A 26,664-nucleotide genomic window follows, 5' to 3' on the forward strand; every position below is an offset into this window, starting at 1 on the left:
TCTTTTCCAAACGGAATGCGTTAATTATGTATAAATAAATTTTCTATCTTTATTTGTAAGGGGATACAAAAACGGCCTTAGTCAAAGACCAAGGCCGTTTTTGTAAGATTGCTATTCCTCAATGATTAAAAATTCACTTTCTGAATTTCAAAATAAGCTTGCGGGTGAAGACAGGCGGGGCAAGTTTTGGGCGCCGATTTCCCTTTGTAAATAAAACCACAATTCCGGCATTGCCATGTTACCTCGTCAATACGGTCATATACTTCGTTTGCTTCAACATTATGCAAAAAAGCAAGATAGCGTTCTTCATGACCTTTTTCAGCAATGCTAATCATTTTATACATGGCTGCAATAGCAGGAAAACCTTCTTCTTCTGCTATTTGTGCAAAGAAAGGATACAATTCAGTCCATTCTTCATGCTCACCTCCGGCTGCAGCCTTCAAATTTTCTTCCGTAGTACTGATTACTCCGGCTGGATAAGTTGCAGTGATTTCAACCATACCCCCCTCTAAAAAGGAAAACATCCGTTTAGCATGTTCTTTCTCCTGATTAGCAGTCTCCTCAAAAATAGCTGCAATTTGTTCATACCCTTCTTTCTTTGCCACACTGGCAAAATAGGTGTAACGCATACGGGCTTGCGATTCACCGGCAAACGATTTCAACAGATTTTGTTCGGTACGGGTACCTTTTACACTTTTACTCATAATCATACATTTTTAATTTTTACACTAACTTGTTTTATATCAATAAAGTATTACAGCATAAAACGTTCCTACTCCTCTACGACATTTTGTATGCAAGATAACTAATTTCTATGACAATGATTCTTCTATTAACAATAAAAGATCTCACAATGGACAAGACAGAAAATGCCGACTAACAAATTTTAATTATTGATTGACATAATAGGTATTTTTATAAATAGACATTGACAACCCCAAAGATCTATAAGTCTTCAACAATTTAGTGTGTTTGATAGAATCAAGTTGAGTATCCCAATTTGGGAAATGGCTAAAAATAATATATTGATTTCTTTTAAAGTCGAGATCAGAAAAATACCGATTATCTTCATTTACATCTATATATTTTAAATCAGCAGTGTTCGGAAAGCCAAAGCCAACAGTATTCAAATCAATGTGTTCTTTCTCGCAATACTTAATAACTTGCTGTCGTAAGCTAAAATAGGGAATGTAAACTAACGAAGCATCCCACGCCTGAGCTTTTTTTTCAGGATAAAGCCAAAAATTTCCGGACAATAAAGCCAGAATAATAAAAAAAGAGGCGATCTTCGCCTTTTGATCTTTTATATTCTCAAACATAATAATGCCAATAAGCAAAGAGAATAACAAAAAATGAAGAATGAAATATCTTTCTCCTATTGGATTTTGTATGGGAAGTGTGATGAATAACATAGATCCCAAAATAGATATCCATATAATCCAGATAGATTGTAATTTACTAGTAAAAAATTTTTTATGCCCATACTTCCACAATAAAACAAATGCCAATAACCAAATAAAAATCCGGCCATAATCTATAAAAGCAAAGCCTAATGCCAAAACATTATGGATTAAACCTGAAAATGATACAAAATCAGCAAATTCCTTCCAAGGATTTATATCGCTAATGAAAAAGTAACCTAATAAAAGCTTTTTAGCGCTTATATAAATCAGGAACAACGATATCACTGGCAAAAAGGGAATTAGAGCATAGACGAAATCATTATACAATTTCTTCCCCTTGCGGCGATAAATCAAAAAATAGGCCACAAATAACCCTAGCGTTATATCCATGCCTCTAATGCTGACTAAACCCATACCGAGCAAATACAAGGACAATAAAGTTCGTTTATTGGATAATATGGCATTAATCGATAGTAAAGAAAAAGCGACGATTACCTCATCATTATCAAGAAGAAAAGTTTGCGATAGAAATGTTGCGTCTAATAATACCATAAAGTATATAAACCAGAAATTTTTATTGCTTACTAACCTTTTGCATAATATAAATAGCTGTACCATGCTTATTATTGGGAAAATAGTCATGATTATATGAGTCGTAGCCAGTGATCTCCCAAGTATTTTCCACATAAAAGCAACATATAACTGCAATAAAGGAGGATCACTCACATAATTAGCAGGTAAGAAAATTGCATGGAAGTTTGTGTTATAAAAGAAATATGCAGGTTTTGATAAGTTTGCAATTGCATCCCAAAAAAACGTGATATAATTCGACAATGCTAATTTAATCACAACAAAACTCAAACATAAAAAGAATAGAATAATCAATTCTTTCTTTTGATATATTCTTGTCATAACAAACGAATAATTAATCAACAATCAGTAATTTCGTAACAGAATGCTGAATTCCATCCGGAGAAGAACAAAGGATTAAATAGACTCCTGAATGTACTCTTGCACCATTGATTCCGTTACCGCTCCAGGTTGCAACACCACCATTGGAGGTAGTTACATAAATTACATTACCGCTCACATCCGTAATTTTCACCTGGGTATCTGCTACCAGACCCGTTATAGTAATGACCCCATGATAATCCGGACGCACTGGATTCGGATAAGCGTGTACACCACTAAAGGTATCCAATGCCTGATTTGCATCCGTCATAAACGAAATTATACCTGCATCTGTACCAATAAACAGTTCGCCGGTTTGGTTGTTTAATCCCAGCGACAAAATATCATTAGACAACAAAGGACTATTTTCTGCAGTAAAATGCTTTAAAATTTTTGTTCCATCCGCAGAGACCAAATATAGACCTGAACTTTGGCTTCCAAGCCATTTTCGATTAGCTCCATCTACAACTATGGCATTTACACTTTCGGTCCCAAGCAAATAATCTGCCAGATTTGTTCCGTCATTGCGGGGTACTTTAATCCGTGTTATCGTAAAATCCGAAGAAAAAGCGTTATCAGGATTTTGAATGATAATTGGGCCTTTGGCCGTTCCAACCCAGATCTGATCATTCATATCCTGAACCATACAATAGTAAAAATCAGATGAAAATATATTTCCATCCTGATCTACGAAAGATGAAAAAAACTTGGACTGATCATCCTGCTGATTTTCCAACGTACCATTATCATCAAAAACAAATACTCCCGGCGTTGAACGTTCGGAAAGAATCCATTTTCTGTTAGGATTCAGTTTGTCTATCAAAATATCCTGAAGGGTCGGGAGTCCTTTTATACCATCAAAATAAAGACTATGAACATTACCATCAGAAGATAAATATTTTACAGGATCACCAATCTGTTCGTTCAGAAACCATAAATTACCCTGCGAATCAAACGTTAAACCATTAATGCGTTGATAATCGAACTGAATAGTTTGTCCTGGAAAAATAGATTCTACACCACTATTAGTGCAATTATACCATTTATAAAAAGTATTGTTTTTAAATTCATACAATCCCCTTCCATAAGCTCCAATAAAAAAATGAGAATTATCTGATGGATCTGCAGCAACTGAGACAAAATCAGTAGTAGATGGCATGCTTGTTGCTTGGCTGATTGAGAAGCCATCAATATTCGTCCATTGATTATTCTCCAGCATAGACACGGAAGCCGGATGCAAATATTGTACAGCCCAAGCGCCACCAGGCACTACAAATAATTTATCTCCACTTACTGCCATAGCCCACGCGCTATTATCCAACGGGCCGGAAGGAGCAAAAGCATTCATCTCCTGGCCGTTTTTGTTCAATTGCAACAGTCCGGAACTGCCTGAAGCCAACCAAAAAGAAGGAGATGTAGTGTTGTCTGTTGCTATACAATCGGGAGAGACGCCTGCAAGTGTGGTAAAATGTAAAGAAGTATCATACACGTAGGTATTGGCATCCTGATCGGAAATAAAATAAAGGTACTTATTATCACATTGCATACGTGTAATATTTTTCAAAGAAGGTACTACATTCCACGTAATACCATCGCTCGAATTATACACCATACCATCTGATTTTAATAGCCAAAGCAAACCCTCATAAACAAGCAAATTGCTATTATTGACATCACTCAATGGTAAAGAAGTAATGGATGACCATACCTGATAATCAGCCAGATTATGATTGGATGCATCCGCATCAAATAACCCGGTGGCAGTCAATCCATAAATTTTACCTTTAAATAAAGACGTTGCCAGCACCGGAATATAACTACCATTTACTCCAATCACATAGGAATCACTGATTTCGTGCTTTGCCATGTTCAGGACGACAATACCAAAATTGCAGGATAAATAAGCAAGGCTATCAGCGAATAAAACAGAATTTACTGTTTTATCCATTGCAGCTTGTTTCAGGTATAAATCAGGCACATTGCTAATTCCTGACTGTGAAAGTAAATCAATGTTGGAATTAGCATAAACAATTAAAAGTTGCTTTGTTGCATCATTGTAACCGATAAGTGAAATATCATTATCGCTTAGCCCGTTGATCTTCGAATAATATGCTATGCTCTGATCCGTAAAATCAACGGAAAACAAAGCATTAGAACCCACTGCATAGGCCTTATCGGACGCAATCGCTACCTGAGTCACATTTCGATATGAATAATGCACCTGCCACTCTCCCACCGCTAGTTGCGCATCGACACTAGTGAACGACAACAAACACAGCATAACAGATCCGCTCATTCGCAGGAATCGCTTTGACAAGAGTTTAAATAGAAAAAACCAGGGCATGTTTTTATATATATGTAAGAAACTTAGCAAAAATACGAATATTCTCGGTTTCTATCTGTCTTATACTAAAAAATAAATAGCATAGAGATAAACTGCAGTCCCACTAAATTAAAAACGCCGCATGTTTTTGACATACAGCGTTTTTAATGATATGAAATAAAAAACTCACATAGCTTTCATCATTTTTTCCACTTCAGCGTTAATAGCGTTAGCAAAATCATCAACGCTTTGCGTACCTTTGTCTCCTTCTCCTTGTTTACGAACAGAAACCATGCCTGCCTCCATCTCTTTCTCACCGACAATCAACAGGTAAGGGATTCGTTTTAATTCATTATCACGAATCTTACGCCCAATCTTTTCATTCCGGTCATCTACAGAGACGCGAATATCAAGTAAATCCAATTGTTGAGCTATCTGATGGGCATATTCATTAAATTTCTCGCTGATTGGCAGGATAACAGCTTGTTCCGGGGTCAGCCAAAGCGGAAACTTCCCTCCGGTGTGTTCAATAAGAACAGCAACAAAACGTTCCATCGAACCGAATGGAGCGCGATGAATCATCACAGGGCGATGTTTTTGATTGTCAGCACCAGTATATTCCAGATCAAAACGCTCCGGCAAATTATAATCCACCTGGATGGTTCCTAACTGCCAGCGGCGACCGATAGCATCCTTCACCATGAAGTCAAGTTTAGGGCCATAGAAGGCAGCTTCACCCAGTTCAACATTCGCTTTAAGTCCTTTTTCTTCGCAAGCTTCTACAATAGCACGTTCTGCTTTTTCCCAATTTTCGTCGCTGCCGATATATTTCTCTTTATCGTTTGGATCGCGGAGAGAGATTTGAGCCTCGAAGTTTTTAAAGTCAAGGGCATTGAAAATGATAAAAATAATATCCATCACTTTCAGGAATTCATCCTTCAATTGGTCCGGGCGACAGAATATGTGGGCATCATCCTGGGTAAATCCCCGTACCCGCGTCAACCCATGCAACTCACCACTTTGCTCATAACGATACACCGTACCGAATTCGGCATAACGCAAGGGTAAGTCTTTATATGAATGAGGAGATGACCGGTATATCTCACAATGATGCGGGCAGTTCATCGGTTTGAGCAAGAACTCTTCCCCTTCCTGTGGCGTATGAATCGGTTGAAATGAATCTTTGCCATACTTTGCATAATGTCCTGAAGTTACCCATAATTCTTTCTGCCCAATATGGGGGGTAATTACCTGTTGGTAACCAAAACGTTTTTGGATTCGTTTCAAGAACTCTTCAAGACGGGTACGCAAAATTGTTCCTTTTGGCAACCAGAGTGGCAATCCTGCCCCAACAGCAGGAGAAAATGTAAACAATTCCAGCTCTTTGCCAACTTTGCGATGATCACGTTTTTTCGCTTCTTCCAGGAACGTTAGATATTCATCCAGCATCTTCTTCTTAGGGAATGTGATGCCATAAATACGCGTTAACTGTTTACGCTTTTCATCACCTCGCCAATAAGCTCCCGCAACACTCAATAATTTAATCGCTTTTATTTCGCCTGTATTTTGCAAGTGAGGTCCACGGCACAAATCGGTAAAATCGCCTTGTGAATAAAAGGAAATTGTTCCATCAGCCAAATCACTGATCAGTTCAACTTTGTATTCATCTCCTTTTTGCCCGAAGAAGTTTAATGCTTCCTCTTTACTGACCTCTTTGCGTACAATAGATTCTTTGCGAGCGGCTAACTCAATCATTTTAGATTCAATGGCAGGCAAATCACTCTCTTTAATGACTGCTTCCCCCGGATCGACATCATAGTAAAAACCGTTTTCGATAGCCGGCCCGATACCGAATTTAATACCCGGATAAAGTGCCTGTAACGCTTCCGCCATCAGGTGGGCCGAAGAGTGCCAATAGGCATGTTTTCCCTCGGCATCATCCCATTTGTACAGTTGAATGGAAGCATCCTGCTCAATCGGGCGCGATAAGTCATACGTCACGCCATCCACTCCCACAGCCAGTACATCAGCAGCTAAACGGGGGCTAATACTTTCTGCGATCTGAAAACCCGTAACTCCCTCCGGAAACTCACGTACAGAACCATCCGGGAATGTTATATGTATCATCTTGCTTAGTTTTGAAAAATAAATCGAATATTAATTATCTCCGAAGAGAATCATGTTCATTGTGCAAAGGTACGATTTTTTAATCTGAGACAAAAAGACAGAAAACAAAAAAAGCCGTCTTTGCAGACAGCTTTCGTTTTTTAAGAGCCTCTTGTCGGATTCGAACCAACGACCCCGAGATTACAAATCACGTGCTCTGGCCAACTGAGCTAAAGAGGCAATTGGGTAAGCTTACTACATCGCACCGCTACGACCTTTTACCCTTGCTGCGGTCAAGCCCTGGGGGGATTCAAAGGGAGCTGGTCGTGTAGGACTTACCCGCTGCAAAGGTAATCATTTTTATGAATTCAGCAACTATGAAACTCAAATTTCTGTTGAAAATTGAAGGATGTGGCAGACAAGCGATTCTTTTACAGAAAGTTAATTTGTAAAATACGACACTCTTAACATTTCTTTCCTCAAAGGTTATTCAATGGAATTTACCTTTGATACCTGACTACTTTTTAACGGATTAGCCATCATTTCGTTATATGCTTTCCGGTTTTTATAAATGTCATATGCCAGAAACATAGCATGACGGAAAGAAGCCTCCGAAGCCGTATTTTGCCCTGCAAGAGCATAAGCAGTACCATGTCCCGGTGAAGTACGGATCACCGGAAGCCCTGCAGTAAAATTTACACCTTCATCCATAGCCAGTGTTTTGAAAGGGATTAAACCCTGATCGTGATACATGGCCAGCACAGCATCATAACTGGTAAAAGAGCCTGCCCCGAAAAATCCATCCGCTGGAAGCGGACCAACACAGATAATGCCTTCTTCAATACATTTCTGAATTGCCGGAGCGATCATTTTTTGCTCCTCATTCCCGATGATTCCTTCATCTCCGGCATGGGGATTCAAGCCTAAAACGGCAATCCGGGGACGGATAATGCCAAAGTCTTCCTGCAAACTATGGTTCAACACACGAATTTTATCTTCAATCAAAGATTGAGTAAGCGATGTAGCAATCTGCGAAACAGGAATATGCCCCGTCACCACGGCAACACGAACAACATCGCTGACCATCAGCATCAGGCCTTGTTTACCGTCATTAAAAGTTTGTTCCAGATATTCGGTATGGCCCGGGAAAGTAAACGTCGAAGACTGAATGTTCTTTTTATTGATAGGCGCCGTCACAATAGCATCTAGTTTTCCTGCTGCCAAATCCCGCGTAGCAGCTTCCAAAGCCTGAAAGGAAGCAACACCGGCGATCTCGGTAGATTTGCCCAGGTCGACTTTTATATCATCGCTGTTGCAATTGATAATATATCCCTTTTTGCCAACCGCCTCGCCTACATGGGAAATGGTATTTAATGACAGTTGCTCCAGATTCAGCGTCTTGCGATAGTAGGATGCTACTTTGGGCGATCCGTAAACAACGGGGGTGCAAAACTCGAAGATATGATTTTCAAGGAGTGTTTTAAGAATCACCTCGTATCCAATACCATTGATGTCTCCGTGCGTAATGCCAATAATCATTCTTTTGTCTTCCATCTTCAACAAATTTACAATAAGTTTTAAACCAGTATATTACCTGACCTGTTTTATTTCATTGAACTTCACAATACCTGTGCTTTCAGGTCATCTTCCTGCTTTTGCGTTGACAATAATCCGCAGGCAGCCAGAATATCTTCTCCCCGCGATCGCCGGATAGTGCATGTTACGCCATTATCCGACAAATAATCGCGCAGGAAAATCATCCGCGATTCATCCGCACCTTTCAAATCAATGCCAGGAATGGCATGATAACGAATCAAATTGACGCGACAGGGAATATCCCGCAACAGACGTACTAATTCGCGGGCATGCCTCATGGTATCATTCATATGGTCAAATACAATATATTCAAATGATACCCGGCGCTGATGCCTAAAGTCATAGCCCTTCAACATCTGAATAACCTGTTCAACAGGATATGTTTTTTCCATGGGCATCAGGGACATCCGTTCGGATGAAAAAGGCGAATGGAGACTTATGGCCAGATGACATTGCGACTGTTCCAGAAACCGGACTAATCCGGGAACAATGCCAATGGTAGAAACCGTTATCCGGCGCGGACTCCATGCATATCCATAAGATGCAGTCAGAATCTCAAGCGCTTTCAACACTTCATCCGTATTGTCAAAAGGCTCGCCCATACCCATAAACACAAGATTGGTTAATTGCGCCCGTTCCGGAAGGGATAATATTTGATTCAGGATATCGGTTGCCAATAATTGGGCAGAAAAGCCCTGCTTCCCGGTTTGGCAAAACTTGCAATTCATTTTGCATCCGACCTGTGACGACACGCACAGGGTAGCACGATCATCCTCGGGGATATATACACTCTCAATATAATGACCCGACAACGATTTGAACAAATATTTCCGTGTACCATCCTCAGAAGCTACCACTTCAACAGGCTCCGATCGTCCGACCGTATATTTTTCAGACAGGGCAGCGCGTTTGGTTATGGAGAGGTTGGTCATCTGATCAATATCAGTAGCGTGCTGCACATAAAGCCATTGAGCTATTTGCTTCGCGGCAAATGAAGGCATTCCATTGGCAGCAACCAAAGCCTGCAACTCCGGCAATGTTTTTCCTAACAGGGGTTCTTTTTCCATGCACCATATTTAATTATGCAAAGATAACAACAATATGGAGATTGCCGTAACAGGAGTCAAATTACAGAATAACTGATGCAACTGGCAGTGGTTAATGAAAATCGGAAGGTAAAGATATAAGAGTTTATTCAATAAAAATGTATCAGGGAAGATTTTCATTGACATTCCATCTCTTCCTGATTAATGAATAAAAATCTGAACTCATTTCTATATTAAAGAAGTTCATGAAGTACAGATTTTTGGGGTTTTGCCTTTAGATTTTAGAGTTGTTATTGATTTTCAACGCGAGGAGGGGGAATTCAATAGACAATGAAGAGATGGCGTTGATCTCAATTCTTTCCCTGAAAAATATTTTTGGCATTTATCACTATTTTACAGATATTTGAATCGAACAAATAAACACATGAAACCCCAATGAATAAGGCCCAAACTATAAAAGAACTCAAGACAATTCCCGGTGTTGGCAAATCCATTGCCAACGACTTATGGAATATCGGCATCAGAAATGTTGCCGATTTGAAGGGGAAAGACCCTGAAAATCTCTACGATCTCTCGAATGTCTACTGCGGATCGATTCAGGACAAATGCCTACTGTATGTTTTCCGGTGTGCCGTCTATTATGCTACCGTACCAAAAGAAGAACAGGAGACAGAGAAGTTGAAATGGTGGAACTGGAAAGAAAAAAAGTCCTAAAAACGCTGTTACAGCCGTTATTTTCTCTCCTAATCTTCAAATAATTTTAGTCGTTATAACATTACAAGCACATTTTCCAAATGTGTCAGAGGTTATTAGCTGCCTCAATAACTAAATCCCAGTTTTGTCAATCCGTTTTGCACATCGCTGTTTTGCATAAACAAATCCCAGAGAAAATGTGAACGGTAATTTTCAATCATCACGATTATCGGGCCTTCGTCAATGGCCAGGTATTGCGTGTCAAACCAAGCCTGTGATAAATTGAAAGCATCGGCAAACCCATAAGTTCCCCATAATTTATCCCCCAACTGATAATAGTAGAAACGGGCTGCCTGAAGACTTTGTGCAGGAGTATAAGGCATAGACGAAAGCGCTGCCGTAGGAGCTATTGTTCCAAGATCGTTCGTTGGCGAAGCCGCATCATATCCTGAGGGATCATCGCTGGCCGTCAATCCCCAGCATTGGGCGCTGTATCCGTACCACCCTTTCGGATTGCTGATGCAATAGCGGTTGTTGATTTCAGTTTGCGCTACATTTTGTTGCCAGTAATTGGCATATTGATCCTGCAGATTGCGGGGATCAAGTCCCAGAAAAGAGTAGTGGGCAAAGAAAAGCGGGCCGCCATAATCAGCACCTACAGGCAACATAATTCCCTCAAAGGTTTTTCCGTTCCGGATAGCTCCGTTTTGAGCCCATCCCTGATTATAAACCGCTGCCGGCACAGGATGCGTTGGCGACGAAGCAGCCAGGACATAAGCAATCATAGCCTCGTTGTAGCCATTAATCTGCATATTCATGGCCCATCCGTAATTAGGCGACCAGTGCCAGTATAATGTGTTCTGATTGTTCTGGCGATACCAGTTCCAGTCAACATTTTGCCAAAGCTTTTGAATCACCTGGCACATTGCCTGTTCTTCCGCAGATCCATTTTTAAAAAACTCATACGCTGTCAGTAACCCCTCCATCATGTACGAAGTTTCAACCAGATCGCCCCCGTTGTCCTGTGTCGAAAAAGGAATGACCTGTCCCGTGCTTCCATTCATCCAATGAGGAAAGACACCATGAAATGTTTGGGCGGTACTGTCCAGAAAGTTTACAATCTTGTTAATGCGTTGAAAGCCCTGAGTGCGGGTAATAAATCCCCTGTGTATGCCAACCAGAATAGCCATGACGCCAAATCCGCTTCCGCCGATAGTAACTGTTTCTCCCGATCCGGTACGTTCGCGAGCAAGACCGGAAACAGGATGGGCATAATCATAAAAATAGCGGAATGTATTACGCTCTATCAAAGTCAACAGTGAATCATCCGTGATGGCAGGAAACTTAGCCGTGCTGTCAATCTGCGACACAAAAGAAAATGAAAAACCGGCGGTGACAAGTCCTCCTAATCCTGTTCCCTGTGTCAATTGGAATGAGTACCGGCTAACAGGCGTTAATGATGCATCCGTGGTGATAGAGAGAGCAGAATCATGCGATGCCAAAGCAACCGTATAATTCGTACCAAGCGATCCACTGAACGAGACCAAGCTATTAACGGATACATTCGTAATCACGTTATTGAACGAAAGGAGCACCTGAGCCGGATGGTTTGCAATGCCATACAGAGCAGAACCATTTGTCACCGGTTGTCCATTAAGCGTAGCTTTCACAACTGTCAACTGGGTATACTCCGGAGGAGCCGGCGATTGGGTAGATCCGTTTTTGCTGCAACCTTCAATAATAAGGGAAGCCAGTACAAGGCAAATATAAAAGATTTTCATTTTCACTCCATTTTAACCGGTGCTGTTTGTGGGGAAACGCCTGATTCGCCCAATGCTTTGATATAGGCATAATAGGTTGTGTTTTTATCAAGACCCCGCATGTCATAATCGTTTGCGCCGTACACCGTGATGCAATTGTAACATTTATCAGGAGCTATGCCATAGTAAATGTTGTATCCATAGGCTCCTTTAGTCAACGTCCAGGAAAACATCACATTCCGGCGATCATGCGGATCTCTTTTTGCCATAAAATTATAGACGGAATGAGGTATTTCTCCATTGCCTTTGCCAAACACGCGAAAATCCATCAAAGCAAAATTTCCCGTAGGCATATGCAGGTTTATTATTTTCAGATAACGGGCATATAAAGGAGCCTTCAGTTCAACATAATCATGCGGCACGTCCAGATCGTTATCGCTCTTGTCCACCACCAACCACCAATGTATAGCATCATCGGAAGCATAGATTTTATATTGATGATATAAATCCATTGCCCGGCCATATTGATCTGCTTTATAATCGTAATAATTGATTTGTAATGCATTGATCCGGTCAACGCTGCCCAGATCCATACAAAACCATTCGCCTGGTTTGTTGGATTTCGCAGCCCAGAAGGTCCGCATATTCTCATCAGCCGCATTCCCGGGAACATAGATACTATCCGTGGATGACGCCCATACCTTTTTATGCAATGACAACAACATCCAGCCCGTAAAGTTCCCCTTTATATGGTCTTCCCTTCCCTGTGGAATACGTGTTGGATAGTCACCGAAAGCCGTATTGGCATACAATATTCCATCTTTATCAAATCCGGCAGGATAAAGGCCTATACGGCGCTCAAATTTCTCACGCAACGAAAGCATACAGGTTGCAATATGCCAATAGTTGCCAAACAGATCTTCAAACGTGCCGCCATGTCCTGCTCCGCGCACAAAACCGCCTGGCTTATACGAAAATGGATTATGCTTTTGATAAACAAACGGCCCCAGGGGATGATCGCTCACATAGGTACCATCCGCATATACTTTAAATTCGGTTCCGGGAGCAGCGTACTGCAAATAATACTTGCCGTTGTGTTTGGTCATAAAAGAACCTTCGGCAAAAGGTTTTAGTGTGACCGAATCATCATTGTTCATGCCAAAACGCTCCCAGCCATGGATATCGGGATGTAACGATATGGTATTGTATATGATGCTTTCGGGCCGAAATGTACTGCGATTGTATTCAACACCCATTAAAGGGTATTCATTGCTTGAGCCATAATACAAATAGAGCTTCCCGTCCGTATCCAGAAACAAATCAGGATCCCAATGCGGCAGTAAAGCCGTTTCGCAAAGATGTTTCCACCGCTCGTCCTTGGGATGAGTCGAATACCAGACCGGCAGGTTATCATAGGTCGATCCGATCATCAGCAATGTATCTCCAATGGCAAGCGCTGCCGGAGCGCACTGGTCGTCATCATTATATTTACGCTGGAAACCGCTATAATAAAATTTCCAATTGGCAAGGTTTTTAGAGACGAAGAATCCGGATTGATTGGTAGAGAAGAGATAGTATTCTCCTTTATACACCAGAATCATCGGGTCAGCCGTCGAACGACAGGCAACATTATGATTGTCGCTATGGTTGTAATACTCAAAATTATAACTAATATCCAAAGGGTTGCAATAAGTATGCGGCGTGTAATGTGCAGGATCATACCAAACCGTCGGTTGAGCTGCTTTGCGAAGGATAGGTTGTTGCGGCCCTTCAGGCTGAAGCACAGCATTCAGGGTCAATTGTTTCGGAAGCCTTGCCTTTACCAGCCATTTCATGTGGGGATAATAAAAAACAAATGCCGTATCATTATCAACAACCTCTAAATGATAAGCGCCGTGAGCATCCGTACATGCAGAAGCAGCGCCGTTTTTAATCATGACGCGCACATCCTTCAATGCAACACCTTGATTATTGGTTACAACCCCATGCAGGAGCATTGTCTTGTAAACCGGGATATAATAGTCACTGACTTGCCCTTTGATAACCTTCACCGAATCCTGTGCGAATGACAGCAAACAGACAGATATAAAAGGAATGATGAGCCAAAATTTTGTTTTCATGATGAAAATCTGCATTTAAAATAAATAACTTGTAAGTATCGAGTAAGACGCACTTCTAAACAACTAATCATGATTAAAGAGGTAAATGTCATTATAATGTCAGCCGTAACCTGCTTCACATGTCAGGGGGTGCTACAATTTGATATAGATTCGTTTTTTGTCTAATATATATCCAAGCAGCCAACAAGTCAGCATCCACCATATCGCAAAAAGTAATGCACCAAAATATGCTCCCGCATTACTAAACACATGCATGTAGAGCCATGAATACAATGGTGTACCGCCGACAGGAATTAACCATAACAAAGTGGCTCCTAACTCACTCATAAGATAGATCATCAGAGGATTTCTGCCTGCTACTAAAAAGAAAGACGAGCCCCTGGTCTTTCCCAAAAAATCCATCACATACATGATTGCGCCCAATAAGATACAATCCAACCCTACCGTTAATACAGCAAAAGAGCTTGTCCAGATTTTTTTATTCACCGGAAACAGGGGATTCCAGCAATAAGCTATGAACAGTAAAGCAGCACCGGCAAGCAACAGTTTGGCCAACATGTCGTAATTCTTTCCTTTTCGCTGGATATACCTGCCTACCAGATACCCTCCTATCACATTGAAAAGAGCAGGTAATGTGCTAAGAATTCCTTCCGGATCAAATGGAAATCCTTCTCCCGTGTACAAGTGATTCGTTCCAAATACCCATGTATCAAGACGCAGCTCTGCATTCCCTGTTTTAGTATATTCAGCCCCAGGAGTCCCAAACAGTAGCAAAATTGCCCAATAAGCAAACAATAAGATAACCCCAAGGATAAGTGTTTTTTTATCTCCCCAATAATATACCATCAAAGCGACAATGCCATAACACAGTGCTATTCGTTGGAGCACTCCCATGATGCGTGTATGGGAAATAGGAGAAAGAACAAGATGAGATTGAGCATCGAGATGAAAGAATGGAAACCAGTACATCAGATAACCGATCAAAAAAATCAATGCTGTACGTTTCAATATTTTAATCAACACTTCAGACTGTTTCATTTTTGTCCATTTTTTCATGACAAAACTTAGTGCGTTGCCAACAGCAAATAAAAAGGAAGGGAAAACCAGATCGGTAGGCGTAAAGCCGTTCCAGTCAGAATGCCTGAGTGGCCAAAAGGTGGTAGCCCCATTACCGGAAGTGTTTACGATGATCATAAAACAAATCGTTAATCCCCGAAATACATCCAACGCAGTAAAGCGTTCCGTAACTGTTGAAGTGGATGATGATGTCATATTTAAGGTTTTTAGAAATTATGGATATTGATATCAGCTTACTATATATTATTTTTCTTGCCGCTCTATGGTTCCCCGGTATTTCTTATACAATAGTTTTACCACCTCCATGCTATTTCCGGTTGGGTTTACCGGAAAAACCTTATGTTCATTTACCCATTGCCATTCCCAATGTGAAATATTTTTATCAAAACGAGGCATATCCATCGTTTTGCCTGATGCTAATGAGGCGTTAGCTTCAGCAAAGAATTTTTGCCACCTGACTTTATAAAAGTCAGACAAAAGGCCGCTCCACTGGCGAGCCGAATACTCGTGTAATGTGCTGTTTGCATCTCCCCATAAAGTAATCAGATCTCTTGCATTACGTTCATAAAGCGCTTTCTCATATCCATTCGTTCCCCACTTTCTTGCATCGGAAAGCCAAGGCCCTAATAAAAAATCCTTTCGGGTAGCCAGAAGCATATCCATATCATTGATCAATCCGATAAACTGGTTGCTATATTCTTTAAAATCTTTGCTGTTCTTCTGTTTATAAGCCGTTACCCATTTATTTTGAAGTGTCAAAGCATAATTTGCCAATACCTGACGAGTGACATCGACAAGATCATATTGAAATCCGTCACTGTTTTGGCACGTTTTAATGGCATTCATAAAATCATCCCATGCCGGCAACAATTGGTTCGCCGGATAATTGAGTGTAGTATTGGTCCAATCAGCAGACGAATCAAAGGTGGGTCGACCCGTAATAATCGATTCTGCTCCATCGCTGATTTCCATGTTCTCATTATATACAGTATTCTTCAACACCTGCCAAGCTTTTATAGCATTAGGATCAAGAGTTCCATATCGATTCCGGATATACTCCCGAAGCCATTGATCTAAATTGACAGGTTTATTTGTCCATGTATTATGTGTCATCAATTCATACATGACCGGATTTTGCTCTATAGCTTCCATGGTTAATCCTATGCCTTTCATATTATGGGAAGCAGGATTATTTAGCGCTTTGGCGGGTTCAGTGGCAACATCTTCCAGATGACCAAACATTGTAGTGCGACCGCCAAAATTATTCAACATGTTCCATATCCAGGGTTTGCCATAAAAAGCATCCGTTTTGTCCCAGATCGGTTTATTGTCTGCAAAAAGATCAAGAATGATCATGCGGTCATTAGGGACGGCATTCAACAATGCTTTTATCTGCTTTGCCTGCCAAAATCTGGGATCAATATAAAACAACCATCCCTGCATCACCCATACTGCTTTTGGGTCAACCTGCTTCATGCCTTCATATACTTGTGCGCTAATCTTTGCCAGATAAGAGGAATCATTGGAAGGAGGTTCATTTTCATTGAAGGTGTCAGCCGAATAAAGATGGTTGGTTCCAAACAATTGTATTTCCTTTTCAAGATATCTTTTGCCTACTTCAGCAAAAAGCGGATCTTCCGGATTCAAGATATAGGTATCGGTAAAACTGACATTCCAACTGACACGTTTTAATTTGGCATTAGGATATTTTGTTTTGAAGGCAGCCGGCACATGCCCTGTAAAAGCAGATAACACAGGTTGCATTCCCAATTCACGTTCGCGATGCAGAATCTTTAGTTGTAAATCTTTATGACTGAGCATCCAGGTTAAAGGGAGGGGACCACCCCATCCATCTAAATTACCCATCCAAAACCATGCAAAGTAAGCCGGCCCGCAAAAGAAGGATGATAGTTCTTTATCGGTAAAACCCATCTCTTTATAGACTTCGTACCACACATACTCTTCGCCTGTAACCGCCAAAGGCATGTTAATGCCATGCAATGCCATCCAGTCAATTTCTTTTTCCCAGCGTTTCCACGTCCACCAGCTCATGCTATAGTTAAAGGTGCAGTAATTCAGATAATAGCGATATTGATAAGGAGAAGTCTTCTTCACTATTACAGGTACGGAAGGTAAGGGATCGGGCAGATGTAAATTAACGCCATTCCATGTAATTTGACAATGGCAATATGTATTCAGATAGTAGTATAAGGCGGAAGCAATACTAACACCGTCATTGCCTGATAAGACAATTTTTCCATTTCGGCTTTCAATCTGGAATGCATCCTGTCCCTGTTGCTTGCTTAATGATTCTATAACAAAATGACTCGCCTGATTGGGAATAATACGATGTAATAAACTTTCCGCAGCCTTTATGTTTAGTTGAGCATGCGCAATACTGCAGAAAATAACGAAAAGCAATGCTCCTGTCATTCTTTTGAAATTCATGTCAGTAATAAACTTAGGTTAATTATTTGATAAAGTTACAGCATAGAATTGTGAAAAGGAAAAGCTTACTGCAATTATTCAGGACTGTTTGCAATAAAATAAATCATCACAATGCTACTTTCAGCAGAACACGTTCCAGCTTTTCTATGTCATCACAAAACTATTGGTATGGGATCCTGATATATTCCCTAAAAATACAAATCAGCCTCTATAAAATAACGTATAGTATTACTATTATGAAGGGAATATTTTTATGCATTAGCTGATAAAAATATTCCCTTCCTGATTTAATTATAATGATTCTATAAGTGATGAATCTATTTCAGATTCACATTCAAATCTATCTGCGTTTGTGGAATCGGAAGATACTCACTTTGTCCTGCTACAAAGCCTGGGAGTGATGTTGCTTCTCCTGTCCGAATCATATCATCAAAACGTTCACCCCACCATTCGCACGAGAACTCAGCCCTCCGTTCATCCAATACATTCTGCAATGTAGCATTGGTAATAGGTGTCAATCCTGCCCGCTCGCGTACAAGATTCAAAGGAGCATCACCGTTCTGACCCATTCTGATTTTTGCTTCAGCATTGAACAACAGAGCATCCGCATAACGAAGAATACGTATATTATTATCTTCGCCATAATCTGTTCTGCCCGGAGTCATTTGAGAAGATGGATAGTAAGCCTTCCCGTTAAAATACAAATCTCCGTCTGAATTTGGCCAAATGGTATCATTGCTTGGAGTTACGTAATAGTTGTGTCCAGGACTGCTGGTAAACAGAATCGTTGTTTTCAAACGAATGGAATCATGACGGGCTTCCAAAAAGTTAACATACGATTGAGAAGGATTCATAAATCCCCATCCTGAAATCGGGCTTCCGTGCTGATCACCGCGTGGTCCCTGGAAGGCAAAGAAGGCATCCGGTTCAACAGCAGGGCCAGATGAAGTCCCAAAATCACTATATTGTAATTCAAAGAGGGATTCATTACACATTTTTCCCGGTTTTTTGAACAGTTCGTAATAGTCAGGGTATAAACTAAACTTACCGCTATTAATGATTGCATTCGTATCATCCAGTACTGTTTGCCAATAGGTGCTCGAATTATCATTACCTGCCATATCTGCATTTACAATGGCTTTCAGCATATAGGCCGTATACTTGGTAACAGCACCAAAATGAACTGACTGGTTCGGGCGTGCATCTTCCAGATTGGCAATACAGAAATCCATTTCACTACTGATCCATGTCAATACATCCTTAACAGAACTTTTCCCTATGGTTTGAATTTTTGAATTGTCCGTTAAAATGGGAATCTGTCCAAAAACACGTTCCAGCATTAAATGCGCAAAAGCACGGATAAAACGAACTTCAGCCTGATACTGCAGATTCAGTTTCTGATTCACGGCATCACTGGCCGGAATATTTGCAGCAAATTTGTTCAATTCAATCAAAGCTCCATTACAATCCTGAATCAAACCATAATAGTCATTGAAATAGTTGTTGGTTCCCCAGAAACTTTGTACAGAAGCATAATCATAATGAAAACCTTTAATATCGGTCAGCGTAGATTGGTCGCTGGCTGACGATCCTTTATCCAAATCGTCACCCCTGATGCCCCGGATTCCGAAATCCATCCAATGTACAAATCCCGGATTGGCACTGGCTGCCATCCGGTAAATTCCGGAGACAGGTTCATACATATTGCTTAACTGAGTATAATCAATAAGTGCAATAGGAATTTGATTTTCAGGCATCTTATCCAAAAAAGAGTTGCAACTTGTTAGTCCCATTGCAAACATACCTGCAAAAAGAATATATTTTAATCGTATCATAGTTATAAGTAATTAATAGGTTAATAAGTAATCGTCCACCCAATGGTATACGTAGATGCTGTTGGATAGGTTTGTGTATCATAACCACTTCCCCAGTTGTATGCCTGACTATAACCAATTTCAGGAGTAAATCCACTATATTTGGTAAAGATAATCGGACGGTCTGCCGTGAAGCTTACGCGCATGGAAGGAGCCTTCATACTGTTTCCCAGTTTGAAGGAGTATGCCAATTGAATAGTTTGTACACGCAAATAAGCACCGCTTTCTACAAAAAATGAGCTGGCCATATTGTTCCAACCTTTGGTAGTTCCCAAAGCAGAAGGATAGGAATTGGTAGAACCTTCGCCTGTCCAAAGATGGGTAACAAATTTTGCATCACCGTTCATATCGCTATACCATAATCTGTTGGCACGATTCATATTCAAAATTTTGTTACCAGCCTGTCCCTGCAACATAACATTTAATTCAAGATGTTTATAGGAAACGCCCACATTCATGCCGTACGTAACCGTAGGTAAATAAGAACCCAATAAAACGCGGTCCTTCGAATCAAGAATACCATCTTTATTTACATCAGCATACTTGAAATCACCCGGTTGTAACCCATTAGCCACAGCAATAGGATCGGCTGCCACTTGTGCTGCATTTTGGTAAACGCCAACCACTTTATATCCATAGAACGAGTTCAGGGGAGCGCCAGGTTCGGAAATAGTTGGAAACTCAGCTTTACCACCCATCATATAAGCCAACCCATGTAAATTCTTTACATTATTTTTCAACGTAGAAAGGTTTGCTCCAATTGAGTATCCAAAATCGCCTATTTTATCTTTCCAATTCAATGAAAATTCAAATCCACTGTTTGAAATTTCGCCAAAATTTCCCAATAATGTTGGAGCACCCATCGGTTGAGGAGCATAAATTACTGCATTATTGGTGACACGGTTGTAGTAATCTACGGTACCGTTCAGACGTTGTTTAAGCATCGAGAAATCCAAACCGCCGTCCCATTCATTCACTACTTCCCACTTTAACCAACTGAAGAAATTAGTATTTACATAACCTGGCACATATGATCCATTTGTAGAAGCTGAACTACCAAAAATGCCCGAATATGAATTTCCGGATTGAATAGTAGCAAATCCATTGCTGGCAGGCACGGCATCATTACCTAATTGTCCCCAGCTAACACGTGCTTTCAAGTAATCAAACAGATGCTGATGTTTCATGAAATTTTCATCCGACATAATCCATCCGGCTCCAATCGACGGGAAATAGCCCCACTTTTGTTGATATTTTGAACTACCATCGGCACGCATCGTAACGGTTAACAGATAGCGTGAAGCATAATCATAGGCCGCACGGGTAAAAAAGGAAAGACCATTATACTGAGTGCCATCATCGGTAGTACTTAATCCTCCGGCACTTGATAAATAAAAATACTCAGGCATGTTGGGTATACCCATTAATGTTCCTGATCCTTGTAACTTCTGCCAACTTTCGCTACGAACGGAATTTCCCAATAAAACCGATAAATGATTTTTACCGTATTGATCTTTGTAGGTCAACGTATTGTCAAGAATATAGTTACTATAAAAATCCTGTTCTTTGGTAAGTTGTGCTACTGTAGGATTCAATTGATATGCATCCACATAATATTGTGGAATTTCAGTCACATTCCGGTTCAATGCTAAACTTTGACTGTATTGCGTTTTAAACACAAGCTTATCACCCCACAAATTGAATTGGGCAAAAACAGTAGGCAATACCTGCAATAGGTTAGTCTTGTTGTAATAATAATGGGCAGCAGCCACCGGATTAGAATATTCACCATTGCCATAACCGATACTGGTTGACGAAGCATAATCAATAGGAGTTGCCAACGTATTATTTGGGTCATAAACAGGATACAATGGAGAAGCTGCATACGCATAAGCAAAAGCAGCCTGATTGGGTGAGAATAATGTAGCATTTGAAACTACAACATTATAGCCTATTTTCAACCAGGGGAAAGCCTGGTAATCCGTTTGGGCATTAATATTCAAGCGATCATAGTAGTTTTTGGTATTCATTATCCCGTCCTGATACAAATAGTTGATACCTGCGCTATAGGTAGTCTTTTCGCCCCCACCTGAAATATTAATAGCATGATTTTGTGTAAAAGCGGAAGTACGAAGTAATTGACCATACCAATCTGTACTGGTTGTAGGATTATTACCGCTTCCTCCAAATTTCTGTGACGATAGGGTGACGTGTGCTGCATCGGAAGTAAAACCTTTGGCCAATTCCATAGTAGCATATTCAGCTCCATTCGCCATCTTCAACATATTAGATGGTGTTTGAAAACCAGCATAGCCACTATAAGTAATCTTGGTAGGCATGTCAGGCACACCTGACTTTGTGGTGATGATGACAACCCCATTAGCCGCACGAACACCATAAATAGCAGCAGCGGACGCATCTTTCAAAATAGACATGCTTTGAATGTCACTTGAATTTAAAAAATCAATGTTATTAAAAAACATTCCGTCCACTACGTAAAGCGGTCCTTCATTATTTAAAGAACCAACACCACGAATTCGAACACTCGGACTTGATCCTGGAGCCCCATTAGTGGTTACTTGCACACCGGCAACACTTCCCTGCAAAGCATCCATCGGAGAAGCAGTGGTTCGTTGCAGCAATGTTTCCGGTTTTACTACAGCAATAGGAGCTGTCAGGTCTTTTGCTTTGCTGGTGCCATATCCTATCACAACAACCTCATTCATCTTCGTAGTTTCTGGTTGTAGGTTGATATTTAATGTTTCACCGGCATTCACAATGTGTTCTTGTCTAACATACCCAATGTAGGAAAATTGCAACATGCTTCCTTTGGGTACTGAAATCTCAAAGCGTCCGTTAAGGTCAGTCGGAACGCCCTGCGAAGATCCTTTCACCATTACACTCACACCCGGAAGTGTGGAGTTATTTTCTGCATCCCGGACGGTGCCCGTGACGCGCACTGACTGCGCTGCCAATTGTAACGAAACGAAACTAAGGAGCAACAGCATGTACCATACTTTTTTTCTCATAATCATGGTTTGTTTTAGTTAATGAATGTAGTTTACTGAACGTATGAACTTTCTTGTTTGATTTGAAACTGAAAGCCCAGTTTTTTTAATCCTAGCTGAATATCTTTGTTTTGCATAAAGAGATTCCACAAGAGCCCGCTACGGTAGTTTTCAATCATGACAGGGATCGGTCCTTCATCAATAGCAAGGTAGGAATGTACCACCTGTTGTCCTTGTACCAAACCCAAATTGAAAGCATCATAAAAACCATACGGACCAAAGATCTTCTTTCCGAGATCATAGTAGAAATGACGGTAAACCGGCAGAATCTCTTTGGGAGCATAAGGCAACGAAGCCAAAGCAGCCGTTGGCGAAATAGTTCCGTTCTCCTCATTAGTTCCTAACTGATGCGAGGTATAACCATCCAACGGATCATCAGAAGAAGTGAATCCCCATGAATCTTTGCTTAATCCCGCCTCATGTTTCGGATTTGCAATGGCATAGGCTCTTTGAATCAATACATGGTTACGGTTCAATGTCCAATAGTTGGCATTTTTATCCACCAGCCCATGCGGATTCATACCCAGGAATGAATAATGGCAGAAAAACAAAGGCCCTCCATAGGGCATCCCCAATGCCAATGGAATCCCGAAATAGGACTTGCCATTATAGAAATAGGAAGAAATGGAATAGCATTTGAAAACCTCAGGACGGATAGGATGTGTTGGAGATGATGCTGCCAACACATAGGTGATCATGGTTTCATCAAAACCGGTGATGCGATGATTCAATTTAAATCCATAGGTTGGCGACCAATGCCAGTAAAGCGAGTCGGTTCCCTGTGTGTACCAGTTCCAGTCAACGCCTTCCCATAGTTTTGTGATGCGCTGGCACAATGCTTGTTCCTCAGCATTACCATCCTGATAATATTGACGGGCAGTCAACAGGCCTTCTATCATATAAGCTGTTTCAACCAAATCACCGCCGTTATCATACTTACTGAAATTAAATACTTTGCCTGTGTTTCCGTTGTACCAATGCGCCCATGCGCCGTGAAAGCGATCTGCTTTTTGGAGGAATGTAACGATCTGGTCGATTTTATGGAAGACAGCTTCATGCGGAAAATATCCGCGATGATCTGCAGCAATCAAAGCCATGATGCCAAATCCCGTTCCTCCAGTCGTCACAATATTGCCATTCGGATTATTATTCCTTTCGCGTGCCATACCACAATCGGGATCGGCATAATTGAAGAAATAGCGTGTGGTATATTTTTGCACCATATCCAGGAGTTCTTCGTCAGTGAAAACATGTGTTTGCGCCTTGACCTGAAATTTCTCTGCATCTTTACTCAGCACATTCATTCCTTTAGGCACCACCCGGTAAACAAGCGATAAATTCCGTCCCAAATCGTTTACAAAATCGAGATAGTCATCGCCACTTGTTTCAGCACGCATGATAAAGGTTTTCCCACCATTGGTTGATGCATAAATATCATAAGTGAAAGCATCCGGATTATCAAAGGTCAGCTTTACATGTGCATCGTATCCCCTGGCTTTGATATAGCCGGGCACAACATATTTCTGGCTTTGCAGTGATGCAACACAAAAGGTTAGAAAGAATGCGATCGACAAAAACTTAGTCATTGTAACAAAATGTTTTATATTTATTTTTCAAGTGTAAACGAGGTTTGATTCACATGATTGGAACTATCACCAATAAACAGGTCAAACTTGCCGGGCTCTGTGCCATAGGTCATGTCAAGGCGATAAAAAGCCAGCATGGAAGGTTTAATGGTAAAGGTTACTGTTTTGCTTTCACCCGGCTGTAACGCAATTTTTTGGAATCCTTTCAACTGTTTTACAGGACGTGTAACATCGGCCACCAAATCATGGATATAAAGCTGAACGACTTCCTCCCCTTCCCGCTTGCCTGTATTGGTTACTGTAACAGAAGCCTGAATGCTGTCATTCGGATACAGGCGGTCACTTGACAATGTGATACCGGAAAAATGGAAGGTAGTATAACTCAATCCGAAGCCAAAAGGAAACAGTGGCGTATTCGGACAATCAATATAGCGCGATTTATATTTCGGATCAGGCAGGTAGATGGGACGTCCGGTATTCTTTTCGTAATAAAACAAAGGAACCTGACCTATGCACCGCGGAAAAGTAATCGGTAATTTTCCCGAAGGATTATATTCGCCGAACAATACAGAAGTAATAGCAGCAGCGCCGCGCGAGCCAGCATACCAGGTTTCGAGAATGGCATCCGCCAATGTATCTTCACGCGATAAATCAAGCGGACGGCCATTCATCAACACGACTACAATAGGCTTATGGAGTGCCGTCAGTTTTGCCAATAACTCCGTTTGAACTCCCGGAACCTTAATATTAGCTCTGCTGGAAGCCTCTCCTGTCCAATCACAGTCTTCACCTATCACCAACACAATCTTATCTGCCTTTTTTGCAGCAGCGATAGCAGCCGGAAACCCGCTACGGTTATATCCTTCCTTTTCGCATCCCTCTGCATAAATTATATTGTTGCGTCCATTGTATTTGCGCATAGCATCCAATAGATTCGGTACGCCAATCGTATCACCATCGGCACGCCATGCTCCAAGCAAATCGTTCGATGAAGCGGCCAGTTGTCCTATTACGGCAATTTTATCTCCCTTTGTCAAGGGCAACACATCATGTGCATTTTTCAACAAGACCAGTGAGCGTTGCGCTTCTTCATAAGCGGCTTTCATATTGGCAGGCGATTCAATCACCCGCTTTTCCCGCGCATTATTACAATATAAATAAGGATGATCAAAAAGCCCCAGCATAAATTTAACCCGTAATACACGTCGTACGGCATCATCAATGGTGGCTTCGCTCACTTTTCCCTCTTCAACCAACTGCTTCAGGTATTTTTGATAAAGCGTGCTTTGCATATCCATATCCAAACCTGCATTAATGGCAATTTCGGCAGCCTGTTTTCCATCCGCAGCAACACCATGATTGATCAGTTCTTCTACAGAGTTATAATCGGAAACGACAAAACCCTTAAATCCGGCTTCTTTCCGTAGGATATCGGTCAAAAGCCATTTGTTTTCGGTACAGGGTACACCATTTAATTCATTAAAGGCAGACATTACGCTCATAGCCCCGGCCTTGATAGCCGCCAGATAAGGAGGAAGATAAACATCACGGAAAGTGCGTTCCGACATATCGACTGTATTGTAATCACGACCGCCTATCGGAGCGCCATAACCTGCAAAATGTTTTACACATGCCAATATGGTAGAAGTGTCTGCCAAATCATTATGAATTCCCTGGAAACCATGCACGCGGGCAGCCGCAATCTTTGAACCTAAATAAGGATCTTCCCCCGCACCTTCCATTACACGTCCCCAACGGGGATCTACCGTAATATCACACATGGGAGCATAGGTCCAGTTAACACCTGCGGCAGCCGCTTCTTCGGCAGCAACATGTGCAGAACGTTGAATCTGAAATAAATCCCATGTAGCAGCTTCGCCCAGCGGGATAGGAAAAATAGTTTTGTAACCATGAATAACATCGTAACCAAACAGAAGAGGAATATGAAGGCGGGTATCATTAACGGCAATCTCCTGCAGCTTTCTCACGTAGTTTACAGAGTGTGCATTAAAAATGTTTCCACAATTACCGTTTTTAATATCATTAATATAACCTTTACGCATTGTAGGCCCGGTAACATCCCAGTCGCTCGTATATAATACCAGTTGACCTATCTTTTCCTGTAAGGTCATTAAATGGAGAACAGAATCGACACGCTGTTCAATACGGTCATTTTGAGCTGCAAGATGCATGGAGGTTGTTGCCAGAATACCGGCAACCAGAAGGAATAACTTCTTCATGGCATTTAGAATCTATAGTTTTTTGTTGTTTAATTTTCATGTCAAAGGTAAATGAGGCGTTTGCCGGATTCAAAATATTTAACCCCAATATCAATACCACAACTTGAAAATTAACAATAACCACACCCTACTTTTACCCCTCATAATCGTTAAAAAAGCTCCAATAAAATGATAATCAATCATTAGAAAAAGAGATGATTTTAAATATTGACTATCATTTCTCTTCAAAAAAGAACAATTTCAATTCAAAAAAGGGGTAAAGAATATTCCGGCAGGAAGGATTGATCCGGAAAGACTACTGTTCCCGGATCAATGTATGGCTATTGCTATGGATTTTACTTCTGATAATAGCGTTAGAAGGCCAACAGAGGAA

At 41.0% G+C, this 26,664-nt stretch carries 15 protein-coding genes and 1 tRNA gene; 1 reads left to right on the forward strand and 15 read right to left on the reverse strand.

The window, feature by feature from the left end:
• Window positions 1-125 precede the first annotated feature (125 nt).
• The 7 genes from rbr to rlmN form a co-directional block, all read right to left on the reverse strand.
• Window positions 126-704, reverse strand: a complete 579-nt coding sequence (gene rbr, locus FHX64_RS03645) for a rubrerythrin (protein ID WP_183412473.1) — start codon at window positions 702-704, stop codon at window positions 126-128.
• 186 nt (window positions 705-890) lie between these two features.
• Window positions 891-2,315 carry a hypothetical protein gene (locus FHX64_RS03650; RefSeq protein WP_183412474.1) on the reverse strand — a complete coding sequence of 475 codons (1,425 nt, stop codon included), beginning with the start codon at window positions 2,313-2,315 and terminating at the stop codon, window positions 891-893.
• 13 nt (window positions 2,316-2,328) lie between these two features.
• Complete coding sequence (porZ, locus tag FHX64_RS03655) at window positions 2,329-4,698, reverse strand: type IX secretion system anionic LPS delivery protein PorZ (protein ID WP_183412475.1); 2,370 nt, start codon at window positions 4,696-4,698, stop codon at window positions 2,329-2,331.
• Between the two features lie 165 nt (window positions 4,699-4,863).
• Window positions 4,864-6,804 (reverse strand): threonine--tRNA ligase, encoded by a 1,941-nt coding sequence (gene thrS, locus FHX64_RS03660; protein WP_183412476.1) that lies wholly within the window; start codon window positions 6,802-6,804, stop codon window positions 4,864-4,866.
• 145 nt (window positions 6,805-6,949) lie between these two features.
• A tRNA-Thr gene (locus FHX64_RS03665) sits at window positions 6,950-7,023 on the reverse strand.
• 246 nt (window positions 7,024-7,269) lie between these two features.
• Window positions 7,270-8,337 carry a 4-hydroxythreonine-4-phosphate dehydrogenase PdxA gene (gene pdxA, locus FHX64_RS03675; RefSeq protein ID WP_183412477.1) on the reverse strand — a complete coding sequence of 356 codons (1,068 nt, stop codon included), beginning with the start codon at window positions 8,335-8,337 and terminating at the stop codon, window positions 7,270-7,272.
• Window positions 8,338-8,402: 65 nt separating this feature from the next.
• The gene (gene rlmN, locus FHX64_RS03680; protein ID WP_183412478.1) at window positions 8,403-9,446 is read right to left on the reverse strand and encodes a dual-specificity RNA methyltransferase RlmN; all 1,044 of its coding nucleotides are present in this window, start codon (window positions 9,444-9,446) and stop codon (window positions 8,403-8,405) included.
• 414 nt (window positions 9,447-9,860) lie between these two features.
• Here rlmN and FHX64_RS03685 point away from each other — a divergent pair, with 414 nt between their 5' ends.
• Window positions 9,861-10,139, forward strand: a complete 279-nt coding sequence (locus tag FHX64_RS03685; RefSeq protein ID WP_183412479.1) for a helix-hairpin-helix domain-containing protein — start codon at window positions 9,861-9,863, stop codon at window positions 10,137-10,139.
• 104 nt (window positions 10,140-10,243) lie between these two features.
• On the opposite strand, the gene FHX64_RS03690 is transcribed toward FHX64_RS03685, so the two are convergent.
• From FHX64_RS03690 to FHX64_RS03725, 8 genes are all read right to left on the reverse strand, one after another.
• Window positions 10,244-11,899 (reverse strand): glucoamylase family protein, encoded by a 1,656-nt coding sequence (locus FHX64_RS03690; protein ID WP_183412480.1) that lies wholly within the window; start codon window positions 11,897-11,899, stop codon window positions 10,244-10,246.
• A 2-nt stretch (window positions 11,900-11,901) separates the two neighbouring features.
• Window positions 11,902-13,998, reverse strand: coding sequence for a family 43 glycosylhydrolase (locus FHX64_RS03695; RefSeq protein ID WP_183412481.1), 2,097 nt, complete (start codon window positions 13,996-13,998; stop codon window positions 11,902-11,904).
• A gap of 132 nt (window positions 13,999-14,130) precedes the next feature.
• Window positions 14,131-15,270 (reverse strand): acyltransferase family protein, encoded by a 1,140-nt coding sequence (locus FHX64_RS03700; protein ID WP_183412482.1) that lies wholly within the window; start codon window positions 15,268-15,270, stop codon window positions 14,131-14,133.
• 48 nt (window positions 15,271-15,318) lie between these two features.
• Window positions 15,319-17,523: an alpha-N-acetylglucosaminidase gene (locus tag FHX64_RS03705; RefSeq protein WP_183412483.1), complete on the reverse strand. Its 2,205-nt coding sequence runs from the start codon at window positions 17,521-17,523 to the stop codon at window positions 15,319-15,321.
• A gap of 317 nt (window positions 17,524-17,840) precedes the next feature.
• The gene (locus FHX64_RS03710; RefSeq protein WP_183412484.1) at window positions 17,841-19,358 is read right to left on the reverse strand and encodes a RagB/SusD family nutrient uptake outer membrane protein; all 1,518 of its coding nucleotides are present in this window, start codon (window positions 19,356-19,358) and stop codon (window positions 17,841-17,843) included.
• 20 nt (window positions 19,359-19,378) lie between these two features.
• Window positions 19,379-22,426 (reverse strand): SusC/RagA family TonB-linked outer membrane protein, encoded by a 3,048-nt coding sequence (locus FHX64_RS03715; protein WP_183412485.1) that lies wholly within the window; start codon window positions 22,424-22,426, stop codon window positions 19,379-19,381.
• A gap of 32 nt (window positions 22,427-22,458) precedes the next feature.
• Window positions 22,459-24,051 (reverse strand): glucoamylase family protein, encoded by a 1,593-nt coding sequence (locus FHX64_RS03720; protein ID WP_183412486.1) that lies wholly within the window; start codon window positions 24,049-24,051, stop codon window positions 22,459-22,461.
• A gap of 20 nt (window positions 24,052-24,071) precedes the next feature.
• Window positions 24,072-26,291: a glycoside hydrolase family 3 N-terminal domain-containing protein gene (locus FHX64_RS03725; RefSeq protein ID WP_183412487.1), complete on the reverse strand. Its 2,220-nt coding sequence runs from the start codon at window positions 26,289-26,291 to the stop codon at window positions 24,072-24,074.
• Window positions 26,292-26,664 lie beyond the last annotated feature (373 nt).

The sequence above is a fragment of the Microbacter margulisiae genome, assembly GCF_014192515.1.
GTDB lineage: Bacteria > Bacteroidota > Bacteroidia > Bacteroidales > Paludibacteraceae > Microbacter > Microbacter margulisiae.

What these genes read in the sequence shown, in the direction of transcription:
- rbr (WP_183412473.1), bottom strand. Translation starts at nt 704, where the DNA reads ATGAGTAAAAGTGTAAAAGGTACCCGTACCGAACAAAATCTGTTGAAA.
- FHX64_RS03650 (WP_183412474.1), bottom strand. Translation starts at nt 2,315, where the DNA reads ATGACAAGAATATATCAAAAGAAAGAATTGATTATTCTATTCTTTTTA.
- porZ (WP_183412475.1), bottom strand. Translation starts at nt 4,698, where the DNA reads ATGCCCTGGTTTTTTCTATTTAAACTCTTGTCAAAGCGATTCCTGCGA.
- thrS (WP_183412476.1), bottom strand. Translation starts at nt 6,804, where the DNA reads ATGATACATATAACATTCCCGGATGGTTCTGTACGTGAGTTTCCGGAG.
- pdxA (WP_183412477.1), bottom strand. Translation starts at nt 8,337, where the DNA reads ATGGAAGACAAAAGAATGATTATTGGCATTACGCACGGAGACATCAAT.
- rlmN (WP_183412478.1), bottom strand. Translation starts at nt 9,446, where the DNA reads ATGGAAAAAGAACCCCTGTTAGGAAAAACATTGCCGGAGTTGCAGGCT.
- FHX64_RS03685 (WP_183412479.1), top strand. Translation starts at nt 9,861, where the DNA reads ATGAATAAGGCCCAAACTATAAAAGAACTCAAGACAATTCCCGGTGTT.
- FHX64_RS03690 (WP_183412480.1), bottom strand. Translation starts at nt 11,899, where the DNA reads ATGAAAATCTTTTATATTTGCCTTGTACTGGCTTCCCTTATTATTGAA.
- FHX64_RS03695 (WP_183412481.1), bottom strand. Translation starts at nt 13,998, where the DNA reads ATGAAAACAAAATTTTGGCTCATCATTCCTTTTATATCTGTCTGTTTG.
- FHX64_RS03700 (WP_183412482.1), bottom strand. Translation starts at nt 15,270, where the DNA reads ATGACATCATCATCCACTTCAACAGTTACGGAACGCTTTACTGCGTTG.
- FHX64_RS03705 (WP_183412483.1), bottom strand. Translation starts at nt 17,523, where the DNA reads ATGAATTTCAAAAGAATGACAGGAGCATTGCTTTTCGTTATTTTCTGC.
- FHX64_RS03710 (WP_183412484.1), bottom strand. Translation starts at nt 19,358, where the DNA reads ATGATACGATTAAAATATATTCTTTTTGCAGGTATGTTTGCAATGGGA.
- FHX64_RS03715 (WP_183412485.1), bottom strand. Translation starts at nt 22,426, where the DNA reads ATGAGAAAAAAAGTATGGTACATGCTGTTGCTCCTTAGTTTCGTTTCG.
- FHX64_RS03720 (WP_183412486.1), bottom strand. Translation starts at nt 24,051, where the DNA reads ATGACTAAGTTTTTGTCGATCGCATTCTTTCTAACCTTTTGTGTTGCA.
- FHX64_RS03725 (WP_183412487.1), bottom strand. Translation starts at nt 26,291, where the DNA reads ATGAAGAAGTTATTCCTTCTGGTTGCCGGTATTCTGGCAACAACCTCC.